The following is a 19,778-nucleotide window of genomic DNA, read 5'->3' as shown; positions in this document are numbered from 1 at the left end:
GCATGCCCCAAATGCCGTGGATCCGCCCGGTCGCGGATCGCTCCGCGCCCAGCATGCCCGAACCGGACCCGCCCCCCGCGATCGATCATCGATACTTGGCGGTAACGTGCACGAACGGAGCAGGCGCCGGGACCCGGCCGGCCTGCCCGGTCGTGGATCAGCAGCGAAAGGGACGATGTGACGGACATCCCAGCGGGAGACATTGCACGCGTCGGAGTCGTGGGCTGCGGTCAGATGGGCGCGGGGATCGCCGAGGTGTGCGCCCGGGCCGGCCTGGACGTCATGGTCGCCGAGACCACCGGCGAAGCCCTGGAGATCGGCCGCACCCGGCTGTTCGGCTCCCTGGCCAAGGCCGCCGAGCGCGGCAAGATCACCGAGGAGGAGCAGGAGGCCACGCTGGCCCGCCTGAGCTTCACCACGGACCTCGGCGAGTTCGCCGACCGTGACCTGGTGATCGAGGCGGTCGTCGAGAACGAGCAGGTCAAGACCGAGATCTTCCAGGTCCTGGACCAGGTCGTGACCCGGCCGGACGCCATCCTGGCCTCCAACACCTCGTCCATCCCGCTGGTGAAGCTGGCGGTGGCGACCTCGCGGCCGGACCAGGTCATCGGCATCCACTTCTTCAACCCGGCCCCGGTGCAGAAGCTCGTCGAACTGATCCCGGCGCTCACCACCTCCGAGGGCACGATCAGCCGGGCCCAGCTGTTCACCGAGAAGCTGCTCGGCAAGCACGCGATCCGTGCCCAGGACCGTTCCGGCTTCGTGGTCAACGCGCTGCTGATCCCGTACCTGCTCTCCGCGATCCGGATGTTCGAGACGGGCATCGCCAGCCGCGAGGACATCGACAACGGCATGGAGATGGGCTGCGCCCACCCGATGGGCCCGCTGAAGCTCTCCGACCTCATCGGCCTGGACACGGTCGCCTCGGTCGCCCAGTCGATGTACGAGGAGTACAAGGAGCCGCTGTACGCCGCTCCCCCGCTGCTGCAGCGCATGGTCGACGCGGGCCGCCTGGGCCGCAAGACGGGCTCGGGCTTCTACACGTACGGCTGACCGCCCGGCCACGGCCGGCACGTCAACGCCGCCGCTCCTCCGGCCACGGCCGGACGCGGCGGCGTCCCCATTCCGCGGCCTGTTCGTTCAGGCGGCGGCGCAGCCACCCCATCCACAGGGCGAGCGGAGCGGCGACCAGGGCCACCAGCAGCGCCGTGCACCATCCCGTACCGCCGGAGGAGTACCGGATCACGACGGCCATGAGGGCGTAGAGCGCCAGCGCGATCGCCACGTTCTTCTGCCACTTCGTCATGACCCTCCGGATACCCCCCGAGGCCGATTACGGACGGTCAGATTTCGGCCAAGCGGCGGGCCCGGCACCTGGATTGGTGCCGGGCCCGCGGCATTCACACACCGTGTGCGCACCGGGCTCGCATATGCCCCTCGCACACGCTCCCCAGGCGCCCACCAGGGGAGTTGACTCCTGTGCGCACACCAGGGATGTGTCATGACTACGGAAAGGAGCGGACTCGTGATCGTCGATCCCGAACATCCCGTCGTCCATGGAGAACTCGCAGAGTTACGACGCCGCCTCGATGTGGCGTACGCCCGCGTCGAGGGCGGCCTGGCACTGCTCAGTCACCGCACCGAGGAGACCGCCAAGGAGATCGAGGAACTCAACACCCGGATCCACACACTGGAACACGCGCGCTGGCCGCTGCCCGCGGTCGCCGCCCTCACCGCCGTGGGTGCCCTCGTCGTGGCGATCTGGCAGGCGTTCGGACGGTAGTGGGCCACGTGGTCAGGGCAACGTGTCCTGTCCGAGCCTGAGATGGTGCAGCAGGAGTAACGCGGCCGCCATGTTGGCGGCCGGGACCTCGCCGCGGGCGACCAGGTCGGGGACGAGCTTGAGGGGCACCCACTCCCGGCGGTCCGACTCGAAGTCGTCCACGGGGTGCCCGACGTACTCGCCCTCGTCGGCCCAGTACACGTGGTGCCGGGCATCGGTGAGCCCGTTGGACGGCTCCACGCTCATGAGGTGGTGCAGGGGTCCCGGCCGCCAGCCGGTCTCCTCCTCCAGTTCCCTGGCGGCCGCGCGCGCGATGTCCTCGCCGTCCTCGACGACGCCCGCCGCGAGTTCCCACCCCCAGCTGTCCGTGATGAAGCGGTGCCGCCACAGCAGCAGCACCTCGTTGGCCTCGTTGACCACCGTGGCCACGGCGACCGGCCGCAGCCGGATGAGGAAGTGGTCGAGGTGCCGGCCGTCCGGCAGTTCGACATCCGCGAGATTGACGCTGAACCAGCGGTTTGCGTACACAGTTTGTTCGTTGTGTTTCGTCCACTGCACGGTTCTGCCACCTTCCGTCGAGTAAGGGGCAATATCGCAGCAGGGACGTGGTGACAGCAGGCGCACAGGAAGCGGCTCGGGGTCAGGTGGGGGCCGCGGGCCGGGAGTTACAGCGGTACGCGCAGGGCCCCGTCGATGAGTTCGGCGGCCTCGGCCGTGCCGGCGCACCCGCTGCGCACCAGGTGTTCGCGCACCGCGCGCAGCCGGTCGCGCAACCGCTGGGACTCCATGCCACGGGCCTGCTCGGCCATCTGCACGGCGATGGCGACGGCCTTGTCAGCGTTGCCCTGCCGCAGCTCGATGGTGCTGAGCATCGCGAGCCGGTGCACACGCCCCCGGTCGTGCGCCGGGTTGTCGACGGCGGCCGCTGCATGCTCCCCGGCGGCCGCGATCTCCCCGAGGCTGAGCAGCGCCTCCGCCACCTGGACGTTGACCAGGCCCGGTTGGACGTAACCGGTCTCGTCGGGCTCGTAGCCGCGCCGGATGCGCTCGGCGGCCTGCTCGGCGCGCCGGATGCAGGACAGGGCGCTGCCGCCGTCGCCGAGATGCGCGTAGGCCTTGGCCTGCATCGCGTAGAGGTCGGAGGCGAGCGCCGGGGTGATGTGCTTGCCGGCGGCGCGCAGCGCGGCCTCGGCGAAGGCGACGGCCTGCCGGTACTCCCGCATGAACAGCGACTGGTTGACCAGCAGGGCGATGACGTACGCCCCGAGTCCCCGGTCCCCGCTGGCCTTGGCCAGACGCAGCGCCTGGTGGAAGTAGCGCTGGGCGAGGCCGTGCGCGTCGGAGTCGTAGGCGCAGATCCCGGCGACGGCGACCAGGCCGCCGGTGGCGCGGTGCAGTTGGCGGCCCGTCTCGTCGGTGTAGCTGCCGCGCAGCAGCGGGGCGGCCTCGGCGTTGAGGAAGCCGACGATCCGGGCGCGCGTCGCGATGCCCCCGGCCTTGCGGTACATCTGCTCGTAGTGGGCGCGGGCGGCCCGCAGCATCTCCAGGTCGCCCGGGGTGACCCGGTGTCTGCCGCCGCGCGAGACGTCGACGTCCTCGGGCGGGTTCTCCCACTCCCACACGGGCATGACGGCGGGGGTGCCGGTGAGGGCCGGCGCGCCGAGGATGTGCGGGCGCTGCTGCTGGTCGGAGCGCCACAGGGCGGTGGCCCGCTCGACGAACCCGGAGAGCGAGCCGGTGTGCGGGGCGGACGGCTCGCCGGGCACGCCGAGGCCGATGTCGTCGAGGGTGACCTGCCGTTGCAGCCGGGCGGCCAGCACCTCGCAGATGAGGTCGGGCACCTGCCCGCGCGGGCGCTGCCCCTTCAACCACCGGGCGACGGCGGTGTGTTCGTAACGCAGGGACAGGCCTCGCGCCCGTCCCGCCTGGTTCACGTGTGCGGCCAGCCCCGCGTGCGAGATCCCCGCCTCGTCCAGGATCGCGTCGAGCAGAGTGTTGGGCTGCATGTGGGCCCCCCGGGTGGCTCGGTGCGGACAGGTTAGTGGTTCCGGGTTCACACGGGGTGTGAACGGAGTGCCCGAATCCGCGCTGTGTGCGCGCTGTCGCTCTGCGTCGCCGACCGGTTGACTGAAATGCCTCGCAAGAGGCCGGCCGGGCCGCCGGCTCCCCCTCGTACAGTGCGGCGGCCCGCTTCCGCCGTCCGCCCGGCCGCCTGCCCGACACTCCGTGGCGGGGCGGACGGCACCGCCGGCCGTGCGTCGTGCGCCGCGGCGCCTAGGGTGCCGTCGTGGTCTGCGGGTGCGTCGTGGTCGTTCGCGCCGTTCCCCGCGCCCCCAGGGGGGCCGACCGCCCGTTCCTCACGACGAGCAGCGCGATGTCGTCCGGCGGTGTGCCCCGGATGTGGTGCCGCAGCGCGGCCGAGATCCTGCCGACGACACCCTGCGCGGACAGCGGCCCGTCCGCCGCCGCCCCCGTCAGCGCCGTCGCCAGCGGGAAGAACGCGCCACGGGCGTCCCGGGCGTCCTGCGCACCGTCCGTGAAGAGGAACAGCGCGTCATCGGGCTCGAGGCGGCCGAGCCCGACCGTCGGCAGTACCGGCGGCAGCGGGAACAGGCCCAGCGGCGGATACGGGTCACCGGCGGCGAGCTGCTCCACCTCCCGGCCGCTCACCCGGTACGGCCACGGGTGACCGCAGTTCAGGGCGACGATCTCGCCGTCGGCCCGGATCTCCACGAGCAGCAGGGTCACGAACTCCTCGATGTCACCGGCCGGATGCTCCTGGCGCAGATGCCGGTCCAGGGCGCGCTCCAGCCGGCGCAGCACGCCGCCGAGGTCCTTCTCGTCGTGTGCGGCCTCTCGGAAGCAGCCGAGCACGGCGGCGACGGTGCCGAACGCGCCGATCCCGTGGCCGCGGACGTCGCCCATCACGGCCCGCACACCGTGCTCGGTGGCCACGACCTCGTACAGGTCGCCCCCGATCGCGGCCCCGCGCTCCGCCGACACCTGGGCGGCGGCGACGTCCAGCCCGCCGACCCGGGACGGCGGCGGACGCAGCAGCGCGTGCTGCGCGGCGCCCGCGATCCGGCGCAGCTGCCGCAGCTCACGCGTCAGCGACCGCCGCACGTGGAGGATCAGCCCGGTGCCGACCGCGAAGAACACGGCGCTGGTGAGGAGGCGCGCCGGGAGATCGTCCTGCTGGGCGAGCGGACAGGCCAGCTTGTACGTGACGGCCGCCGCGCCCCACACCGTCGGCAGTCCGAGGCAACGCACCCGAGCACGGACGCGGATCATGCCGATGGCCCCCCATCAGGCCCCTGACACACAGAATCGGACCGGCCCGAGAAGGCCGGTCCGATTCTGTGGGACAGTCCGCCCGAAAAGGCGGGATGAGCCACCTTTACCACTCAAAAGAGTGAGGTGACCCGCCAGGGGCGCGGGAACTGCGCGACCAGCCGCAGCGAACCCGCAGCCGGAGTCACCGCGCAGCCCCCACGGCGCTAACTCCGCAGCTCGGCCCCCACCCGCTCGCCGGCGAGGGCGACGGCCGCGTCCCGGGCCGCGGACGCCTCGTCGACGGTCAGCGTCCGGTCGGCCGCCCGGAACCGCAGCGCATAGGCGAGCGACTTCCGGCCGTCACCCAGCTGCTCGGCGTTCTCGTACACGTCGAACAGCCGGATGGACTCCAGCAGCTCGCCGGCCCCGTCGCGCAGGGCCTCCTCGACCTCCGCGGCCGGAACCACCGCGTCGACGACCAGGGCGACGTCCTGCGTGGCCACGGGGAACGTGGAGATCCGCGGCGCCGCCACCGTGGCGTCGCCCGCCGCCTCGACGGCGTCCAGGTCGAGCTCCATCGCACAGGTGCGCGCGGGCAGCCCCAGCGCCTTGACGACCCGCGGGTGCAGCTCACCGGCGTGCCCCACGACCCGCTCGGCACCGTCCACGGTCACGGCCAGCTCGGCGCATCGGCCCGGGTGCCACGGCCCGTACTGCCCCTTGCGGACGATCAGCTCGGCACCGGCCTCGCGGGCGACGGAGCGCGCCGCCTCGACCGCGTCGGCCCAGTCGGCCGGGCGTCCCTTGCCCCACCAGCCGGCCTGCTCGCGCGCACCGGCGAGCACGACGGCGATGTGCCGCGGCTGCTCGGGCAGGGCCGCGTTCAGCTCGGCGAGCTCCTCGTCGGTGGGGCGGCGGTCGACGGGCAGCACCGCGGCGATCCGCTGCTCCTCGCGCGGCAGGAAGACCAGGCCCGACTCGAACAGCGCGAGGTCGTGCGAGCCCCGGCCGTCGTTGCGGCGCAGCGCGGCGAGCAGCCCCGGCAGCAGCGTCGTGCGCAGCGCGGGCTCCTCGTCGCTCAGCGGGTTGCTGAGCTTCACGACGCGGCGGGCCGGGTCGTCCTTCTCCAGGCCGAGCTGGTCGAAGACCTGCTCGCCGATGAACGGGTAGTTCAGTGCCTCGACGTAGCCGGCGCCCGCCAGGGCGCGGCCGACTCGGCGGTGCAGCCGCTGCCGGTCCGTCAGACCGAGGCCGGCCGGCGGCTTGGGCAGCGTGGAGGGCAGGTTCTCGTAGCCCTCCAGCCGGATGACCTCTTCGGCCAGGTCGTTCGGGTCGGTCAGGTCGGGCCGCCAGGACGGGACGGTGACCAGGAGCTCGTCCTGCCCGTACACGTCGCAGCCGATCTCCTGCAGCCGCCGGACGACGGTCTCGCGACCGTAGGCGACGCCCGCGACCTTGTCCGGGTGGTCGGCCGGGATGGTGATGGTGCGCAGCGCGCTCGGCGCGAGGACCTCGGTGACACCGGCCTCGGCGGTGCCGCCGGCGAGGAGGACCAGCAGGTCGACCGTGCGCTGCGCGGCAGCGGCGGCGGCCTGCGGGTCGACGCCCCGCTCGAAACGCCGGGACGCCTCGGAGGACAGCTTGTGGCGGCGGGCCGTGCGCGCGATGGACACCGCGTCGAAGTGCGCCGCCTCGATGACGACGTCCGCGGTGGCGTTCTCGGTGTCGTCGTGGTCGGCGATCTCCGTGTCGGCGCCGCCCATGACACCGGCGAGACCGATCGGCCCGCGGTCGTCGGTGATCACCAGGTCCTCGGCGTCCAGCGTGCGCTCGACGCCGTCGAGGGTGGTGAGCTTCTCGCCCGGCTCGGCCCGGCGCACGCCGATGGTGCCCTGGACCAGGGACCGGTCGTAGGCGTGCAGCGGCTGGCCGAGCTCCATCATCACGTAGTTGGTGACGTCGACGGCGAGCGAGATCGGGCGCATGCCGACCTTCTGCAGCCGGCGCTGCAGCCAGATCGGGGAGCGGGCCTCGGCGCTCAGGCCGGTCACCGTGCGGGCGGTGAAGCGGTCGCAGCCGGTGGGGTCGGAGATCCGCACCGGGTAGCCGTAGGCGTTCGGGCCGGGCACGTCGATCAGCGCCGGGTCGCGCAGCGGCAGGCCGTAGGCGATGGCCGTCTCGCGGGCGACGCCGCGGATGGACAGGCAGTAGCCGCGGTCGGGCGTGACGGCGATGTCGAGGACCTCGTCGACCAGTTCGAGCAGCTCGACGGCGTCCTTGCCGACCTCGGTCTCCGGCGGCAGCACGATGATGCCCTTGGTGCCGTCGTCGCCCATGTTCAGCTCGTCGCTGGAGCAGATCATGCCGCGCGACATCTTGCCGTAGGTCTTGCGCTCGGCGATCTGGAAGTCACCGGGCAGGACGGAGCCGGGCAGGGCCACGACGACCTTGTCGCCGACGGCGAAGTTGCGGGCGCCGCAGACGATCTCCTGGGGCTCGCCGGAGCCGTTGGCCTGACCGACGTCGACCGTGCAGAAGCGGATCGGCTTCTTGAACTCCGTCAGCTCCTCGATGGTCAGCACCTGGCCGACGACCAGGGGGCCCTTGAGGTCGGCGCCGAGCCGCTCGACGGTCTCGACCTCCAGACCGGCCGAAATGAGCTTGGCCTGGACGTCCCGGCCGGTCTCCGTCGCCGGCAGGTCGACGTACTCCCGCAGCCAAGAAAGCGGGACCCGCATCAGATCTCCATCCCGAACGGCCGGGTGAACCGGACGTCACCCTCGACCATGTCTCGCATGTCCTCGACGTTGTGGCGGAACATCAGCATCCGCTCGATGCCGAACCCGAAGGCGAAGCCGCTGTACTTCTCCGGGTCGACACCGCAGGCCCGCAGCACGCGGGGGTTGACCATGCCGCAGCCGCCGAGCTCGATCCAGCCCTCGGACGAGCAGGTGCGGCAGGCACGGTCGGGGTTGCCGACGGACTCGCCCTTGCAGACGTAGCAGAGCATGTCCATCTCGGCGCTGGGCTCGGTGAACGGGAAGTAGTTCGGCCGCAGCCGGGTCTTCATGTCCGCGCCGAACAGCGACCGGACCATGTGGTCCAGCGTGCCCTTGAGGTCGGCCATCGTCAGGCCCTCGTCCACCGCGAGCAGCTCGATCTGGTGGAAGACCGGCGTGTGCGTGGCGTCCAGTTCGTCGGTGCGGAACACCCGGCCGGGGCAGACGATGTAGACGGGCAGCTCACGGTCGAGCAGGGCGCGCGCCTGGACCGGGGAGGTGTGGGTGCGCAGCACGACGCCGGAACCGGACTCCTCGGTGCCCTCGGGGCCCCGCACGAAGAAGGTGTCCTGCATCTGCCGGGCCGGGTGGTCGGGCAGGAAGTTGAGCGCGTCGAAGTTGAACCACTCCGCCTCGGCCTCCGGCCCCTCGGCGACCTCGTAGCCCATGGCCACGAAGACGTCCGCGACCCGCTCCATCATGGTCGTGAGCGGGTGCCGGGCGCCGGACGGTACGCGGTCGTAGGGCAGCGTGACGTCCACCGCCTCCTCGACCAGCACCCGTGCGTCGCGCTCGGCCTCCAGCTCGGCCTGGCGCGCGGCGAGCCCCTTGTTGACGGCGCCGCGGGCCTGGCCGACGCGCTTGCCGGCCTCGGCCTTGGCGTGCGGGGGCAGAGCGCCGATCTCGCGGTTGGCGAGGGCCAGCGGCGAGGCGGGGCCGGTGTGGGCGACCTTGGCCTCGTGGAGCGCGTCGAGGGAGTCCGCGGCGGCGAAGGCGGCGAGCGCCTCGTCCCGCATGCGCTCGATCTCTTCCGGTTTCAACGTCTCGACCTCGACCGGGTCGTACGACTTATTCGGTGCCGACATCTCTTCCCGTGCTTCCGATTGTCCCCCAGCTGTCGCTGGGAGGTGCCCCGAGGCTGAAGGTCCCCGTCACCGGCTCCGACGGCCGTCCGCGGGACACAAAGGTGCCAGGGGCCGAGTCTAACGGGGTGGAGGTGGACGAATGCGCCCGTGGTCCTCAGGCGAGATACGCCGGAGCCGCCACGGGCAACGTAAATCGGAACTCGGCGCCGGCGCCGGGGGCGCGGCCGACCGTGATGGTGCCGCCGTGGGCCTCGACGATGCCCTTGACGATGTACAGCCCGAGGCCCGTGCCGCCGCGCTTGCTGCCCCGCCAGAAGCGGGTGAAGACGCGGTTCATGGACTCCTCCGGGATGCCGGGCCCCTCGTCGCTCACCGTGACCGACGTGGCTGCGTTCCCGGCGTGCTCGCCCTCGCGGGGGGACGCCGTGGCCGTGATGTCGATCGTGACAGTTCCCTCGCCGTGCCGCACGGCATTTTCCAGCAGGTTGCTGAGCACCTGGTCGATCTTGTCGGGGTCGGCCCACAGGTCGGGCAGGGGTTGCTGGACGCGCAGCAGGAACCGGTCGGCGGGCTGGCCGGAGGCGACGTAGGCCTGGATGTGGCGCCCGACGGCGGCTGCGATGTCGACGGGCTGGCGGCGCACCTCCAGGCGGCCGGAGTCGATGCGCGAGATGTCGAGCAGCTCGGCGATGAGCCGGGTGACGCGGTCGGCGTCGGCGTCGACGGTCTCCAGCATCAGCCGCTTCTGGTCGTCGGTGAACCGTTCCCACTTGGCCAGCAGCGTGGCGGTGAAGCCCTTGACGGAGGTGAGCGGGGAGCGCAGCTCGTGGGCGACGGTGGCGATCAGCTCGGCGTGGCTGCGCTCGGTGCGGCGGCGGGCCTCGGTGTCGCGCAGGGTCACGACCAGGCGCCGCACGGGCCCGGTGGGGCGGGTGCGGACGTAGCGCGCGGAGACCAGCACCTCGCGGCCGCCGGGCAGCAGGAGGTTGCGCTCGGGCTGGCCGACCCGGATGGCGAGGCCGCCGTAGGGGTCGGTCAGCTGCCACCAGCGGCGCCCTTCGAGGTCCTCTAACGGCAGCGCCTTCTCCAGCCGCTGCCCGAGGGCGTCCCGGGCGCGCACGGCGGTGATGCGCTCGGCTGCGGCGTTGAAGCAGATGACCCGGCTCTGCTCGTCGGCGACGACCAGTCCGTCGGGCAGCTGGTCCGGGTCGATGCCGAGGTCGGCGAGATCACCGGACGGCCGGGACGCGGCGGGTGGGCTCCCGGCGTCCCGGGCTCCCGGTGCGCTGCTCGTGCCGACGCTCATCCCCGTACCCCACCTCTCAGGCTCCGCGGAGGGTCCCTGAGCTGGTCACCCTACTAGTTCCCGGTGACGGAGCGGCACCCTCCGGGGGCGCGCTGTGCACGCGCCGACGCATAGAGACATACGGCGGCGGCGGTGGCGAGGTTCAGGCTCTCGGCCTTCCCGTGGATCGGGACGCGCACGACGGCGTCGGTGAGGGCGCGCGTCTCCTCGGGCAGGCCCCAGGCCTCGTTACCGAAGACCCAGGCGGTGGGTCCGCCCATGGTGCCTTTGTCGAGCTCCTCGTCGAGGTCCCGGTCGCCGGCCCCGTCGGCGGCCAGGACGCGGACGCCGGCGCCGCGCAGCGCCTCGACGGCCCGCTCCACGGGGACGCCGACGGCGACGGGCAGGTGGAACAGGGAGCCGACGGAGGCGCGGACCGCTTTGGGGTTGTACACGTCGACGGAGGCGTCGGTCAGCACGACGGCCTCGGCGCCGGCGGCGTCGGCGCAGCGCAGCACGGTGCCGGCGTTGCCGGGGTCGCGCACGTTGGCGAGGAGGGCGACCAGCCGCGGGCGGGCCGCGAGCACCTCCTCGAAGGGCGTGTCGAGGAACCGGCAGACCCCGACGAGTCCCTGCGGGGTGACGGTGGTGGAGATGTCGGCGATGACCTGCTCGGCGGCGAGGTGCACCCGCGCTCCGGCGTCCCGGGCGGCACCGACGATGTCGGCGTACCGCTCGGCGGCCTCCAGCGTGGCGAACAGCTCCACCAGCGTGGCCGAACCGCCGGACCGGTGTCCGGCCGCCTCCCGCACCGCCTGCGGTCCCTCCGCGAGGAACAGCCGCTCCTTCCCCCGGAAGTTCCGCTTGGCCAGCCGGCGTGCCGCCAGGACACGGGAGGAGCGGGGGGAGATGAGCTCGGGGGTGGCAGGGGACATCCTGTTCGCTTTCTCGGTAGCTGCACAGCAGGACCCGCAGGCCGTTCGGCCTGCGGGTCCTGTCCGTCACATCGGCTCGAAGCCGGCGTCAGGCCGCCTTGGGGGCGTTGACGTCACTCGGCAGCGCCTTCTGGGCGACCTCGACGAGCGCGGCGAACGCACCGGCGTCGTTGACGGCCAGCTCGGCCAGGATCTTGCGGTCGACCTCGACGTTCGCGGCCTTCAGACCCTGGATGAAGCGGTTGTAGGTCATGCCGTTGGCGCGGGCAGCGGCGTTGATGCGCTGGATCCACAGCTGGCGGAAGTCACCCTTGCGCTTCTTGCGGTCGTTGTAGTTGTAGACCAGCGAGTGGGTGACCTGCTCCTTGGCCTTGCGGTACAGGCGCGAACGCTGACCGCGGTAGCCGGAGGCCTGCTCGAGGATCGCCCGGCGCTTCTTGTGGGCGTTGACTGCCCGCTTGACGCGTGCCACTTCTTAACTCCTTGTAGCGGGGCCGCGGTGGTCCTCACACGGCCCGAATTCGATTGGGTCCCGGTCCTGACGTGCGGCGCTCACGCGCCGGGCGTCACTTGCCGAGAAGCTTCTTGATCTTCGCGGCGTCGCCCGGGGCCATCTCGGCGTTGCCGGTGAGGCGACGCGTCACGCGGGACGACTTGTGCTCGAGCAGGTGGCGCTTGCCGGCGCGCTCGCGGAGCACCTTGCCGGAGCCGGTGATCTTGAAGCGCTTGCTGGCACCGCTGTGCGACTTGTTCTTCGGCATAGCGCCGTTCTCTCCTCGTCGGTGGCGCTCCGGTGCCCGGTCGTGAAACCGGGCACGGTGGAGCGTCGTCTTGTTTCGGTTGCTTCCTGGGACTGGCGTCCCGGGGAGTCACGCCTCGGCGGGCTCCTCAGCCGGCGCCTCGGTCTCCGCGGCGTTCTGCGACTTGCCGGGGTTGGCCTTCGCGTCCGCCTTGCGGGCTTCCTGCGCCTGGCGAGCCTCGGCCATCGCCTCGGTCTTCTTCTTGTGCGGACCGAGGACCATGATCATGTTCCGGCCGTCCTGCTTCGGGTTCGACTCGACGAAACCGAGGTCCTGGACGTCCTCCGCGAGACGCTGCAGCAGCCGGTAGCCCAGCTCGGGCCGGGACTGCTCGCGACCACGGAACATGATCGTGATCTTGACCTTGTCGCCCTGCTTGAGGAACCGAACGACGTGACCCTTCTTGGTGTCATAGTCGTGCGGGTCGATCTTCGGCCGGAGCTTCATCTCCTTGATGACCGTGTGCGCCTGGTTCTTGCGCGCCTCACGGGCCTTCATGGCCGACTCGTACTTGAACTTCCCGTAGTCCATGAGCTTGCACACGGGCGGACGGGCGTTCGCCGCGACCTCGACCAGGTCCAGGTCGTACTCCTGCGCAAGCTCCAGTGCCTTCGCCAGGGGGACGATGCCCACCTGCTCGCCACTGGGACCGACAAGTCGCACCTCGGGAACGCGAATCCGGTCGTTGATGCGGGGCTCGGCGCTGATGGATCCTCCTCGGTAGCACCACGCGACGGTCTGGCGGACGGCCGCGTAACGTCTCTGTTCGACAGACCTAACCGCGCCGAAGCACAAAAAATGCCCCGGACGATTCCCAGGCGGGGCTCCTCGAACTACCGGAGCACCGCCGCGGGGATGCCGCGGGGCGCGCTTTCGGACGGATCTCCGCCGCTGGGACGGGACCGTCTGACCGGTGACCCGACGCCCGGGGGGCGGTCAGGTGGGAGTTCGAAAGCCTCCACTTGTGGGTCGGGCTCGCGGGCCGTGAGGCATACGGGTCCGACCGGTCGTTACACGAGGTTACCAGCAATGGCCAGGAAGGGCTAACTGGGGCGCGTCGGGGCCTGGTGCGGTGTGCGCCCGTGCTGCGCCTATCGTGTGGGGCATGAGTGAGACCCCTCCTGAGTCCCCCGACTTCGACGCCATGGCCCGCGACATCGCGGAGGTCCCGGCGGTCGAGGTGATCGTGACCGTCGCCGTCAACCTGATGAGCGCGGCCGCCGTGAAGCTCGGTCTGACCGAGGAGGGCGAGAAGCACAAGGACCTGGACGAGGCCCGCAAGCTGGTGCACGCGCTGGCCGGTCTGCTGGACGCGTCCACGACGGAGATCAGCTCGTTCCACGCCGCTCCCCTGCGGGACGGCCTGAAGTCGCTGCAGCTGGCGTTCCGCGAGGCCTCGCTCGTCCCGGACGAGCCCGGCCAGGGCCCGGGCGAGAAGTACACGGGCCCGGTCTACGGCTAGCGGTTCAGCGTACGAAGAGGGGCTCGCCCGGGGGGGTCGCCTCGGCCGGCAGCAGGGCCAGGTCGAGACCGCGCACCAGGCGGGCCCTCAGTGTCTCGTCGGCGGCCAGGCGCTCGGCGACGGCCCGGGCCGCCTGGGCCCGGTCCGCGCCCGGGTCGAGCACCAGGGCCAGGGTGCCGTCGGCCCGTCCGGGTCCGAGGTGGGCGCGCAGCACGGCCGGCTCGGCGGCCACGGCCTCGCGTACGGCGCCGACGACGGCCGGGTCGGCGAGCGGATCGGTGGAGGTGCGGCCCTCCGCCAGGGCGAGCAGGGCGGGGCCGGTCAGTTCGAACGGCACCGGTCCGGCCAGGTCCAGCACGACCGTGTCGGCCTTCTCGTGGGCGGCGGCCTGCAGGGCCTGGTGCAGTGGCACGGCGACGGGGCGTGCCTCGGGGTCCCAGCGGGCGAGGGAGTCCGTGGAGGTGAAGGCGGGCAGGGCGGTGCGGTTCCCGGCCTTGAGGGTCGGTACGGCCATGTCGCTGGTCTTCTCGCGGCGCAGTCCCCGCTCGTCCTCCTCGACCTCGCCGAGCACGGCCACGACGGGGACGAGCAGCCGGGCGCCCTTGAGCGCCTCCAGGACCGGTCCCACGGCGGTGCGGTCCCCGGACCAGGCGGCGAGGGCCGCGCTCAGCCGGGGGTCGGCGGAGCCGTCGTCGTCGGAGAAGCCGGGGTCGGGGATGTTCTTGTTCGCCACGGTCGTCGACCCTATCGGCCGGGCGACGCGCCCCGGACGGCGGCTCGGAAGTCCTGGTGGCCGGTACGGTGGCTCAGAAGTCCTGGTGGCCGGTGCGGCGGCCGCGCCACAGGACGACGGCCGCGACCAGCAGCACCCCGCCGGCGCCGCCCGCGAGGGGGGCGGCCCAGTCGGCGGTGCCCTCGCCGGAGGAGGCGGCGTCGGGGCCGCTGCCGAAGTACTTCTCGCCGTAGGACGCCGACTGCAGGCCCTGGGGCTTCAGGCGTGCGGCGGCCCTGAGGGCGGCGGCCGGGTCGACGAAGCCGAAGCCGCGCGAGTCGTCACGGCCGCCGACGGGGCCGTTGCGGGCGGTGTCCTCCAGGAGCGTCTTGATCTGGGCCGGGGTCAGACCGGGGTGGGCGGCCTTGACCAGGGCGGCGGCTCCGGAGACGAAGGCGGCGGCGGCGCTGGTGCCCCAGCCCTCGTAGTACTTGCGGTCCGGGTCGGCGATGACGACGTCGACACCGGGCGCGCTGACGGTGGCGTACCAGCGGCGGGTGGAGAAGGAGGCGCGGGTTCCGGCGCGGTCGACGGCGGTGGCGGCGATGACGCCGGGGTAGGCGGCCGGGTAGGAGATGCGGTCGCCCTTCTCGCCGCCGTTGCCGGCGGAGGCGACGACGACCACGCCCTTCTTCAGGGCGTACTGGATCGCCTGGTCCTCGGTGGGCTCGGGGTGGGCCGAGGCGGAGTCGTCGCCCAGGGAGAGGTTGATGACGTCGGCGCCGTGGTCGGCGGCCCAGCGGATGCCCTCGGCGAGGGCGTTGCCACGGGTGCTGCGGGCCTTGGCGCGGGAGGGGTCGCCGTCCTCCAGGATCACGCGCACGGGCAGGATCTTCGCCTCGGGGGCGATGCCGAGGACGCCGTCGGTGTTGCCCGGGCCGTGTCCGTGCCCGGCGATGATGCCGGCCATGGCGGTGCCGTGCCGGGCCCAGGCGCGGTCGCCGGGTTCGGCCCCGAAGCGGACCAGGTCCTTGCCCGGCAGGACGTTGCCGGCCAGGTCGGGGTGGTCGGCCTCGACGCCGGTGTCCAGGACGGCGACGGTGACGCCCGCGCCCTTGGTGGTCTGCCAGGCCTCGGCGGTCTGCATGGCCTCCAGGGCCCACTGCTGGGCTCGGATGCCGTCGGCGTGGGCGGTGGTGGCGGGGATCAGGGTGAGGCCCGCGGCGAGGAGCACGCTCAGGAGCCCGCCCGCGCGGGAGGTGAGGGCTTTCACGACGGCTGCTCCGTTTTCACGACGGCTGCTCCGTGGCCGAGCGGACGTTCTTGCGGAGGTCGCGTTCGACGCGGTCGGCGAGGCCCTTGGCCTCGTGGCCGAGACCGGCCTGGGCGGCGGCGGTGGCGGCGCCGGACGCCATGGCGTCCTCGGCGGGCTGCGGGTCGTCGACGGTACGGCCGTCGGCCCAGCCGGAGACGGCGTAGACGACGACCGGGGCCTCGGTGAGCACCGAGACGGTCCAGGAGGCCCGCTGCTTCGCCCCGAAGTCCGCGGCGGGGGTGTCCTTCGCGGCGTACGGCAGGGGCATCAGATCGGCGCGGCGGTCCAGCCGCTCCTTGCGGAAACGGTTCGCGAGGGAGGTCATGCCCGGGGCGTCGGCCGTGGTGAAGAGCAGGCCGACGGTGGTCACGTGGCTCTCGGTGGCGTCGGTGTAGGTGGCGCGCAGGAGGCGTGCGCAGCCGACGGGGGCGAGGGCCTTGCGCAGCAGGGGGTCGAAGGCGCCGCCCTTGCAGCCGCTGTCCGGGGCGACGGCTATCCGGGTCCAGGTGCGGTCGGCTCCGCCCGGTCCGGCGCCCCGGCCCTGCACCGTGCGGGGGAACAGCTGGTCGACCGGGACGCTGTGCCAGAGGCTCCCGGCGGCGCTGAACGTGCTGCGCGCGCCCTCACCGCCGGAGTCCCCCACGAGCCAGCTCCCGGTGACCGCGCCCGAGATCAGCCCGAGCCCGAGCACCAGGCAGGCGGCGGCAGCGGCTGCCTGCGAGGCCCGCCGCCGCCCGAGCGGCCGGGGCCGGGCGGCGCCGTCGTACCCCTCGGGCTCCCCGAACGACACGAAGGGGCGCGAGGCGCCGGGAGCCCCGCCGGGGCTGAGCGGGGCGCTCGCGCTCCAGGAGAGCGCGGGGTCCGGGGAGACGGAGACCGGGCCCGTACTCGGCGGGGCGGAGCGTGGGGGGTGATGGCCGGGAACGGGCGGCGCGGGCCGCGTGGTTTCCGCACCGGCCGACACGAACCTGCCGGCACCGGCGCCGGGCCTCGGCTCGTGCGTCGGGCGCGGTGGGGCCTCGGGGCGGAGACGGGGAACGGGCGGCGCGGGCCGCGTGGTTTCCGCACCGGCCGACACGAACCTGCCGGCACCGGCGTCGGGCCTCGGCTCGTGCGTCGGGCGCGGTGGGGCCTCGGGGCGGGGGGAAGCGGAGGGAACGGGGGCGGCGGGGGATGCCGATGCCCGGGGGGTCGCGGGCGGGGCCTGCGCGATCGGGCGACCGGCCGAGCCGGTGGAGCGCGTGGGTTCACCGGGGTCGGCGGGTGAGGGATCCGCGGGGGCCGGGCGCAGACGGGCAGTGGTGTCCGACGCCTGTTCGCCGGGGGCCCTGGAGGGGCGGGGCGGGGGCAGGCGGAACGGACGGGTGGGTGTCGTGCGGCGGCGGTCCCGGTCGGCGTCTCTGCCGGGCGGCGTGTCCGGGAGGCGGGACGACGCGCGGGGCGGCGGGGGTGAGGCCGGTTCGGCGGGACGGGGTGCCGTCGCGCCGAGGCTCGGGAAGCGAGGGTGGCCGTGCGGGCGACGGTCGTCCGAGCCGCTGTCCTCGGCGGAGCCCGTCGCGCGGCTCGTACCGGAGCGGGCGGAGGCCGCCGTGCCGTTCGTGCCGGAGTCGGCGGAGCCCGTCGCATGGTTCGTGCCCGAGCCGGCGGAGCCCGTGGTGCCGTTCGTGCCGGAGCCGATGGAGCCCGTCGCGCGGCTTGTGCCCGAGCCGGCGGAGCCCGTGGTGCCGTTCGTGCCCGAGCCGATGGAGCCCACCGTGCCGTTTCTGCCCGAGCCGGCCGAGCCCGGCGTGGCGTCCGTGCCGGAGTCGGTGGAGTCGGTGGCTTCCGGTGCCGGTGCGTCCGCGGTGGTGAAGGCGTTGCGGTCCTGCGGGTCGGACGCGGCGTCCGGGGTCCCCGTCGGGGCCGGGGGGTGGGCGGGGCGTGGGGGGAAGGAGGCGCGTCGCGCTTCCGTGCTCATGCACCCCCCGTTTCCTCGGCCCGGGCCGCTTCGCGCGCGGGCCGGTGTCGTTCTCCCGAGGCCCGGCACCGACTCGTCCGGGCACACATACCCGTACGGACGGAGCGTCATCCCGGCACGGCTGCGCGGCCGGCGGCGTCCGCCGTACGTGCGCGTCACTCTACGGCTTGTCCCTGGGCGAACGGGAACCAGTCCACGAGCCCGGGGCATCTGCCCGGAACGTCCCCCTACCCTGCGGTAATCGGGTCTGGCAGGCTGCGTTCATGACTGCGCGCGCCGCCGACCGGGCCCGTTACGACCGGGCCACCGCCCATCTCGACGCCCCTCTCGCGATCGTGGACCTGGACGCCTTCGACGCCAACGCCGACGACCTGGTCCGCCGCGCCGGGGGCAAGCCGATCCGTGTGGCCAGCAAGTCCGTGCGGTGCCGGGCGCTGCTGGAACGCGTCCTGGCCCGCGACGGCTTCGCGGGGATCATGTCGTTCACGCTCGCCGAGTCCCTGTGGCTGGCCCGGTCGGGGTTCGAGGACGTGCTGCTCGCCTACCCGTCCGCGGACCGCGCCGCGTACGCCGAACTCGCCGGTGACCCCAAGCTCGCCTCCGCCGTGACCGTCATGGTCGACGACGTCGCCCAGCTGGACCTGATCGACGCCTCCCGGGGCGGCGGGCGCGAAGTCGTGCGCGTGTGCCTGGAGTTGGACACGTCCCTGAGGCTGCTGGGCGGGCGGGTGCGGGTCGGGGCCCGGCGCTCGCCGCTGCACTCCCCCGCCGAGGTCGCCGACATGGCCCGCGCGGTGACCCGGCGGCCGGGCTTCGAGGTCGTGGGCATCATGGCGTACGAGGGTCATGTCGCCGGGGTCGGGGACGCCGTGGCGGGACGGCCGCTGCGCTCGCGCGCCATCCGGCTGATGCAGGCCGCCGCCAGGCGCGAACTGGCCGAGCGCCGCGCGGAGGTGGTACGGGCGGTGCGGGCGGTGGTGCCCGCCCTGGAGTTCGTCAACGGCGGAGGCACCGGCTCGGTGCAGCACACGGCCGCCGAGGACGCCGTCACGGAGATCGCGGCCGGATCGGGGCTGTACGTGCCGCGGCTGTTCGACAACTACACCTCGTTCCGCGGCAGGCCGGCCGCCCTGTTCGCACAGCCCGTGGTGCGGCGGCCGGGGGTCGGCGTCGTGACGGTGCTCGGCGGCGGCTATCCGGCTTCCGGTGCGGCCGGGCCGGACCGGTCGCCCGTGCCGTACCTGCCCGAGGGGCTGCGCTACGACCCGCAGGAGGGCGCCGGTGAGGTGCAGACGCCGCTGCTCGGCCCGCCCGCCGACGACCTGCTGATCGGCGACAAGGTGTGGTTCCGGCACGCCAAGGCCGGTGAACTGTGCGAGCGGTTCGACGCGCTGCACCTGATCGAGGGCGACGCGGTGACGGCGACCGTGCCGACCTACCGCGGCGAGGGCCACACGTTCCTGTAGCCGGCCATCCCGTCAGTCCGTCGGGCCGATGCTGCTGCCCACGCCGCCGCCGGTGTCCGCGTCGCCGACCGGGCGGATGCCCTTGGTGATGCGGTCCATGTCGGCGAGCGGCGGCCCGTCCTCGCCCGCGTCGAAGACGAACCGGACCAGCACCGGCGACTCGGTGCCGACGCTGGAGGGGAAGACGAGCGACTGGACGTAGCCGCCCGGGCCCTTGGCGGTGTGCACGCGCCAGCGCACGAAGTACCCGGCGCGGCCCGCCACCGCGACCGGCCCGGACTTCACCAGCTCGTGGGACTCCATGCCCCCGTAGGGCTGCTGGCCGATGGCGTCGCGGTCGTAGGCGTCCTCGGCCGCGTCGGAGATGTCCGCCTTGGCCAGGGCCTCGGGGGAGGTCTCGTCGTTGGCGGTCACGGTGCGGGAGATGACCAGGCCGTGGCGGCAGACGGCGCCGTCGCCGGGGCAGTCGTACGTGCCGTCCGTGGTCATGACGACGTCGTCCTGGGCGACGTGCCGGGGGCGGACCCAGCCGTCGAGGAGCGGGAAGGTGACGCCGTTGAGCTGGTCCTCGACGACCGAGGGGTCGTCCGGGGACGACTCGGAGGTGGACTCCTCGGGGGTCGGCTCCGGCGACTCGGGCGCGACGGAGGTGGTGGACGTCGGGGCCGTCCTGGTCTCCGTCCCGCCGTCGTCGCCGCTGCCGAGGACCGCCGCCCCCACGGCGATCGCCGCGACCAGGACGGCCCCGGCCGCGACCAGGGCGACCGTCCTGGCCCGCCCGGTGCCGCCGCCCGCCGGCGTGGGCACCGGGACGGTGGGGGCCTCGGGTGTGCGGCGGTGCTCGGTCCAGACCGTGCCGTCCCACCAGCGCTGCAGGTGCGGTGCGTGCGGGTCCGGATACCAGCCGGGCGGGGGCGTCATGCTC

General features: G+C 73.3%; 19 protein-coding genes. 4 read left to right on the top strand and 15 right to left on the bottom strand.

Going from position 1 to position 19,778, the window contains the following annotated elements; translation table 11 throughout:
* Nucleotides 1–177: 177 nt before the first annotated feature.
* Entirely contained in the window at nt 178–1,053 is an 876-nt protein-coding gene (locus ACIGAQ_RS33770; RefSeq protein ID WP_311684215.1) for a 3-hydroxybutyryl-CoA dehydrogenase, read from the top strand.
* Between the two features lie 22 nt (nt 1,054–1,075).
* On the opposite strand, the gene ACIGAQ_RS33765 is transcribed toward ACIGAQ_RS33770, so the two are convergent.
* Nucleotides 1,076–1,306 (bottom strand): hypothetical protein, encoded by a 231-nt coding sequence (locus ACIGAQ_RS33765; RefSeq protein ID WP_399789756.1) that lies wholly within the window; start codon nt 1,304–1,306, stop codon nt 1,076–1,078.
* Between the two features lie 219 nt (nt 1,307–1,525).
* On the opposite strand from ACIGAQ_RS33765, the gene ACIGAQ_RS33760 reads away from it, so the two are divergent.
* A complete protein-coding gene (locus ACIGAQ_RS33760; protein WP_399790131.1) occupies nt 1,526–1,783 on the top strand; it encodes a hypothetical protein in 258 nt (85 codons plus the stop codon).
* 12 nt (nt 1,784–1,795) lie between these two features.
* Here the strand turns inward: ACIGAQ_RS33760 and ACIGAQ_RS33755 are convergent, their stop codons facing one another.
* The 10 genes from ACIGAQ_RS33755 to infC all read right to left on the bottom strand — a co-directional run bounded on the left by ACIGAQ_RS33755 (nt 1,796) and on the right by infC (nt 12,649).
* Complete coding sequence (locus ACIGAQ_RS33755; protein WP_362279039.1) at nt 1,796–2,341, bottom strand: NUDIX hydrolase; 546 nt, start codon at nt 2,339–2,341, stop codon at nt 1,796–1,798.
* A 107-nt stretch (nt 2,342–2,448) separates the two neighbouring features.
* Nucleotides 2,449–3,789, bottom strand: a complete 1,341-nt coding sequence (locus tag ACIGAQ_RS33750) for a transcriptional regulator (RefSeq protein ID WP_399789753.1) — start codon at nt 3,787–3,789, stop codon at nt 2,449–2,451.
* A gap of 268 nt (nt 3,790–4,057) precedes the next feature.
* Complete coding sequence (locus ACIGAQ_RS33745; protein ID WP_399789750.1) at nt 4,058–5,074, bottom strand: PP2C family protein-serine/threonine phosphatase; 1,017 nt, start codon at nt 5,072–5,074, stop codon at nt 4,058–4,060.
* A 206-nt stretch (nt 5,075–5,280) separates the two neighbouring features.
* Nucleotides 5,281–7,794: a phenylalanine--tRNA ligase subunit beta gene (pheT, locus tag ACIGAQ_RS33740; RefSeq protein WP_399789747.1), complete on the bottom strand. Its 2,514-nt coding sequence runs from the start codon at nt 7,792–7,794 to the stop codon at nt 5,281–5,283.
* On the bottom strand, nt 7,794–8,921 hold the full coding sequence (pheS, locus tag ACIGAQ_RS33735; protein WP_362279035.1) for a phenylalanine--tRNA ligase subunit alpha: 1,128 nt from the start codon (nt 8,919–8,921) through the stop codon (nt 7,794–7,796). Before pheS ends, pheT begins: the two co-directional genes overlap by 1 nt.
* A gap of 154 nt (nt 8,922–9,075) precedes the next feature.
* Nucleotides 9,076–10,227, bottom strand: a complete 1,152-nt coding sequence (locus ACIGAQ_RS33730) for an ATP-binding protein (RefSeq protein WP_399789743.1) — start codon at nt 10,225–10,227, stop codon at nt 9,076–9,078.
* Nucleotides 10,228–10,280: 53 nt separating this feature from the next.
* Complete coding sequence (locus ACIGAQ_RS33725; RefSeq protein WP_311684200.1) at nt 10,281–11,141, bottom strand: RNA methyltransferase; 861 nt, start codon at nt 11,139–11,141, stop codon at nt 10,281–10,283.
* A gap of 88 nt (nt 11,142–11,229) precedes the next feature.
* Entirely contained in the window at nt 11,230–11,613 is a 384-nt protein-coding gene (rplT, locus tag ACIGAQ_RS33720; RefSeq protein WP_003989074.1) for a 50S ribosomal protein L20, read from the bottom strand.
* Between the two features lie 94 nt (nt 11,614–11,707).
* On the bottom strand, nt 11,708–11,902 hold the full coding sequence (rpmI, locus tag ACIGAQ_RS33715) for a 50S ribosomal protein L35 (protein WP_003977225.1): 195 nt from the start codon (nt 11,900–11,902) through the stop codon (nt 11,708–11,710).
* Nucleotides 11,903–12,010: 108 nt separating this feature from the next.
* On the bottom strand, nt 12,011–12,649 hold the full coding sequence (gene infC, locus ACIGAQ_RS33710) for a translation initiation factor IF-3 (RefSeq protein ID WP_218829481.1): 639 nt from the start codon (nt 12,647–12,649) through the stop codon (nt 12,011–12,013).
* Between the two features lie 397 nt (nt 12,650–13,046).
* On the opposite strand from infC, the gene ACIGAQ_RS33705 reads away from it, so the two are divergent.
* Nucleotides 13,047–13,403, top strand: coding sequence for a DUF1844 domain-containing protein (locus ACIGAQ_RS33705; RefSeq protein WP_094057204.1), 357 nt, complete (start codon nt 13,047–13,049; stop codon nt 13,401–13,403).
* Nucleotides 13,404–13,407: 4 nt separating this feature from the next.
* On the opposite strand, the gene ACIGAQ_RS33700 is transcribed toward ACIGAQ_RS33705, so the two are convergent.
* The 3 genes from ACIGAQ_RS33700 to ACIGAQ_RS33690 form a co-directional block, all read right to left on the bottom strand.
* Nucleotides 13,408–14,136, bottom strand: coding sequence for an SseB family protein (locus ACIGAQ_RS33700; RefSeq protein WP_311684195.1), 729 nt, complete (start codon nt 14,134–14,136; stop codon nt 13,408–13,410).
* A gap of 73 nt (nt 14,137–14,209) precedes the next feature.
* Nucleotides 14,210–15,388: a type VII secretion-associated serine protease mycosin gene (gene mycP, locus ACIGAQ_RS33695; protein WP_399789737.1), complete on the bottom strand. Its 1,179-nt coding sequence runs from the start codon at nt 15,386–15,388 to the stop codon at nt 14,210–14,212.
* A gap of 16 nt (nt 15,389–15,404) precedes the next feature.
* Nucleotides 15,405–17,387, bottom strand: a complete 1,983-nt coding sequence (locus ACIGAQ_RS33690; protein WP_399789734.1) for a hypothetical protein — start codon at nt 17,385–17,387, stop codon at nt 15,405–15,407.
* Between the two features lie 263 nt (nt 17,388–17,650).
* On the opposite strand from ACIGAQ_RS33690, the gene ACIGAQ_RS33685 reads away from it, so the two are divergent.
* Nucleotides 17,651–18,853 (top strand): amino acid deaminase/aldolase, encoded by a 1,203-nt coding sequence (locus ACIGAQ_RS33685; protein WP_362279031.1) that lies wholly within the window; start codon nt 17,651–17,653, stop codon nt 18,851–18,853.
* 12 nt (nt 18,854–18,865) lie between these two features.
* Here the strand turns inward: ACIGAQ_RS33685 and ACIGAQ_RS33680 are convergent, their stop codons facing one another.
* Nucleotides 18,866–19,774 (bottom strand): DUF2510 domain-containing protein, encoded by a 909-nt coding sequence (locus ACIGAQ_RS33680; RefSeq protein WP_399790127.1) that lies wholly within the window; start codon nt 19,772–19,774, stop codon nt 18,866–18,868.
* Nucleotides 19,775–19,778 lie beyond the last annotated feature (4 nt).

The organism is Streptomyces sp. NPDC085932 (assembly GCF_044540525.1).
In the GTDB taxonomy this organism is placed as follows: Bacteria; Actinomycetota; Actinomycetes; order Streptomycetales; family Streptomycetaceae; genus Streptomyces; species Streptomyces levis.
This window is presented reverse-complemented; position numbering and strand designations above follow the sequence as displayed.

Excerpts from the sequence above, each read along its gene's own strand:
- ACIGAQ_RS33725 (WP_311684200.1), bottom strand. The coding sequence starts at position 11,141 with ATGTCCCCTGCCACCCCCGAGCTCATCTCCCCCCGCTCCTCCCGTGTC.
- ACIGAQ_RS33745 (WP_399789750.1), bottom strand. The coding sequence starts at position 5,074 with ATGATCCGCGTCCGTGCTCGGGTGCGTTGCCTCGGACTGCCGACGGTG.
- ACIGAQ_RS33680 (WP_399790127.1), bottom strand. The coding sequence starts at position 19,774 with ATGACGCCCCCGCCCGGCTGGTATCCGGACCCGCACGCACCGCACCTG.
- ACIGAQ_RS33750 (WP_399789753.1), bottom strand. The coding sequence starts at position 3,789 with ATGCAGCCCAACACTCTGCTCGACGCGATCCTGGACGAGGCGGGGATC.
- ACIGAQ_RS33765 (WP_399789756.1), bottom strand. The coding sequence starts at position 1,306 with ATGACGAAGTGGCAGAAGAACGTGGCGATCGCGCTGGCGCTCTACGCC.
- ACIGAQ_RS33685 (WP_362279031.1), top strand. The coding sequence starts at position 17,651 with ATGACTGCGCGCGCCGCCGACCGGGCCCGTTACGACCGGGCCACCGCC.
- pheT (WP_399789747.1), bottom strand. The coding sequence starts at position 7,794 with ATGCGGGTCCCGCTTTCTTGGCTGCGGGAGTACGTCGACCTGCCGGCG.
- rpmI (WP_003977225.1), bottom strand. The coding sequence starts at position 11,902 with ATGCCGAAGAACAAGTCGCACAGCGGTGCCAGCAAGCGCTTCAAGATC.
- ACIGAQ_RS33730 (WP_399789743.1), bottom strand. The coding sequence starts at position 10,227 with ATGAGCGTCGGCACGAGCAGCGCACCGGGAGCCCGGGACGCCGGGAGC.
- ACIGAQ_RS33690 (WP_399789734.1), bottom strand. The coding sequence starts at position 17,387 with ATGAGCACGGAAGCGCGACGCGCCTCCTTCCCCCCACGCCCCGCCCAC.
- ACIGAQ_RS33705 (WP_094057204.1), top strand. The coding sequence starts at position 13,047 with ATGAGTGAGACCCCTCCTGAGTCCCCCGACTTCGACGCCATGGCCCGC.
- pheS (WP_362279035.1), bottom strand. The coding sequence starts at position 8,921 with ATGTCGGCACCGAATAAGTCGTACGACCCGGTCGAGGTCGAGACGTTG.